Genomic DNA, 3,044 nt, shown 5'->3' with positions numbered 1-3,044 from the left:
AAAATCATTGCGACTTTGGAAAAAGGCGAATCTGCTCGGACCATTGAATTTAACGAAGAAGAAGAAAAATTTGTGCATGATTTATTCTTATTGACCACAAAACCCGTTTTATATGTAGCGAATGTTGCGGAAGAAGAAGTAGGACAAGCAGATGATAACGAGTACGTTCAACAAGTTAGAGCTTTTGCTGAAAAAGAAAATTCAGAAGTTATTGTTATTTGTGCTCAAATAGAAGAAGAAATTGCTGAATTAGAAGATGATGAAAAAGAAATGTTCTTAGAAGATCTAGGTATTGAAGAATCTGGTTTGGATAAATTGATTCGTTCCACTTATTCTTTATTAGGGTTGGCTACTTATTTTACAGCCGGTGTGCAAGAAGTACGCGCCTGGACATTTAAAAAAGGGATGAAAGCTCCTCAAGCTGCTGGAGTTATCCATACCGACTTTGAAAGAGGATTTATTCGGGCCGAAACAGTTTCTTTTGAAGACTTGGATAAATACGAAACCATGCAAGCAGCTAAAGAAGCTGGCCGTGTGCGTTCAGAAGGAAAAGAATACGTCGTTCAAGATGGCGATGTGATGTTGTTCCGATTTAATGTATAATAATAGAATTGATTTATCAGTTTATTTTAATTAAGGATTCAATAGGAGGCTTTTCCAGTGGAACAAGAGAATACAAATGAACAAGTGCTGAAACAAGAAGAAAATGAAGCATTATTTAAACAATTGACTAAACGAAACGATCAATACATGATGAATTTGGATAAAGCATTGATTGCCGCTAATATTTCAGAAAAAAAACGTGAATCTATTTATAACGATATGCTGAAAACTTTAATTAAAGGGCAAAAATCTGGTCAAACGGCTCGTCAATTATATGGAACCGTTACGGAGTGCACCAATGCTTTATTAGAAGGGCCCAAAGAAGAAGAAACCGGCCGGTCAGAAGATTGGAAAATCATGTTGGATGGCGGGTTGTTAATGGGAGCCATGTTCGCCTTGATTACAGGAGCGTCAGGTTTTATCGGCAAAGGCCAAGGTTCTGAAATGGGATTGATCACGATGATCTTAAACTTTATCGTTGGTGGATTTGTCATTTTGCTTATTTCAAAAAATGTGCCAGATAAAAACAAAACAAAAAAAGGCAGTACTTTACGTTATATCCTGATTTCAACTGCCGGTATGTTAGGTTGGATGTTCTTGATGACGGCATCTATGGCATTTATTCCGACCTCAATCAATATTTTACTGCCTGCAAGTGTCAATATTGCAATAGGTGTGGTGGCGTTCGCTGCTAAAATGTACTTTAAACGAAAATTAAATATCCGCGGCGGTTTATTTTAAACCGAATGGAAAGCTTCAGGCTTTAGGCTATTGCCCGTCTGAGGCTTTTTTCTCATCATTTTTTCAGTAAATTCTTTCTTTCAAAGTGGCTTCATGAGAAAAGAAAAGATGTAAGCCTTATCTAAGCAAACTCATCTTGACGAACAAAAGTATCTCTGTTACTTTTGTAAGTAAAATCTCAACCAAATTTAAGGGAAAATAAAAAAAGGAGTGTTTAATAAATGTCAAATTGGGAAACGAAATTTGTAAAACAAGGTCTTACTTTCGACGATGTTCTTTTAATTCCAGCTGAAAGCCATGTTTTGCCGAATGAAGTGGATTTAAGTATTCAGTTAGCTAAAAATATTAAATTGAATATGCCTATCATCAGTGCCAGTATGGATACTGTAACGGATTCAAAAATGGCGATTGCAATGGCGCGCCAAGGGGGACTAGGCGTCATTCATAAAAATATGAGCGCTGAAGCGCAAGCTGGTGAAGTCAGAAAAGTAAAGCGTTCCGAAAGTGGCGTCATTATTGATCCGTTTTTCCTGACTCCTACTCATTTGATTTCTGATGCAGAAAAATTAATGGGCCGTTACCGTATCAGTGGTGTTCCAATCGTTGACAATATGGAAGATCGCATTTTAGTTGGTATTTTAACAAATCGTGATTTGCGTTTTGTAACAGATTATAGCACTCCTATTGATGAAATCATGACAAAAGACAACTTGATCATAGCTCCAAAAGGAACTTCTTTAAAAGAAGCTGAAGAAATCTTGCAAAAACACAAAATCGAAAAACTGCCGATTGTGGATGAAACAGGTCGGTTAAGCGGATTGATCACCATCAAAGATATCGAAAAAATACTTGAGTTTCCCAATGCAGCTAAAGATAGCCACGGACGTTTATTGGTAGCAGCAGCTGTCGGTGTGACCTCTGATACATTTGAACGGGCACAAGCTCTAGTTGATGCAGACGTAGATGCCATTATTGTGGATACTGCACATGGACATAGCGCAGGTGTGATCCGCAAAATCAAAGAGATTCGCGAGACATTCCCGGACGTCACTTTAATTGCTGGGAACGTAGCTACTGGAGAAGCGGCGCGTGCTCTTTATGAAGTTGGCGTAGATGTTGTAAAAGTAGGAATCGGACCAGGTTCCATTTGTACAACACGTGTAGTTGCGGGTGTAGGTGTTCCTCAAATTACAGCTGTTTATGATGCTGCCGCAGTTGCACGCGAATATGGCCGGACCATCATTGCAGATGGTGGAATCAAGTATTCTGGAGATATCGTTAAAGCATTGGCAGCCGGTGGACATGCTGTAATGTTGGGCAGCATGTTGGCTGGAACAGATGAGTCTCCAGGTGAATTCGAAATTTTCCAAGGCCGCCGCTTTAAAACCTATCGTGGTATGGGCAGCTTAGCAGCCATGGAACATGGTTCTAGCGACCGTTATTTCCAAGGAAGCGTCAATGAAGCCAATAAATTAGTACCGGAAGGAATTGAGGGACGAGTGGCTTATAAAGGAGCTGTCTCTGATATTATCTTCCAAATGCTTGGTGGACTAAGATCTGGTATGGGCTATGTGGGTGCTGCTAATTTAGAACAATTGCGCGAAGAGGCTCAATTTGTTCAAATGAGTGGAGCCGGATTAAGGGAATCACATCCACATGATATCCAAATTACTAAAGAAGCTCCTAACTACTCGATCCAA

3 protein-coding genes are annotated in these 3,044 nt (G+C 39.4%); all 3 read left to right on the top strand.

From position 1 onward, the window contains the following. On the top strand, positions 1-603 hold a 603-nt coding region (locus RT405_RS06030; RefSeq protein ID WP_313468418.1), incomplete at its 5' end, for a DUF933 domain-containing protein. A gap of 57 nt (positions 604-660) precedes the next feature. After that, complete coding sequence (locus RT405_RS06025; RefSeq protein ID WP_313468417.1) at positions 661-1,344, top strand: DUF1129 family protein; 684 nt, start codon at positions 661-663, stop codon at positions 1,342-1,344. Between the two features lie 221 nt (positions 1,345-1,565). Next, the coding region (gene guaB / locus RT405_RS06020; RefSeq protein ID WP_313468416.1) for an IMP dehydrogenase at positions 1,566-3,044 on the top strand (1,479 nt) is incomplete at its 3' end.

It is taken from the genome of Carnobacterium sp. (assembly GCF_032094055.1).
Classification (GTDB): Bacteria; Bacillota; Bacilli; order Lactobacillales; family Carnobacteriaceae; genus Carnobacterium_A.
This window is presented reverse-complemented; position numbering and strand designations above follow the sequence as displayed.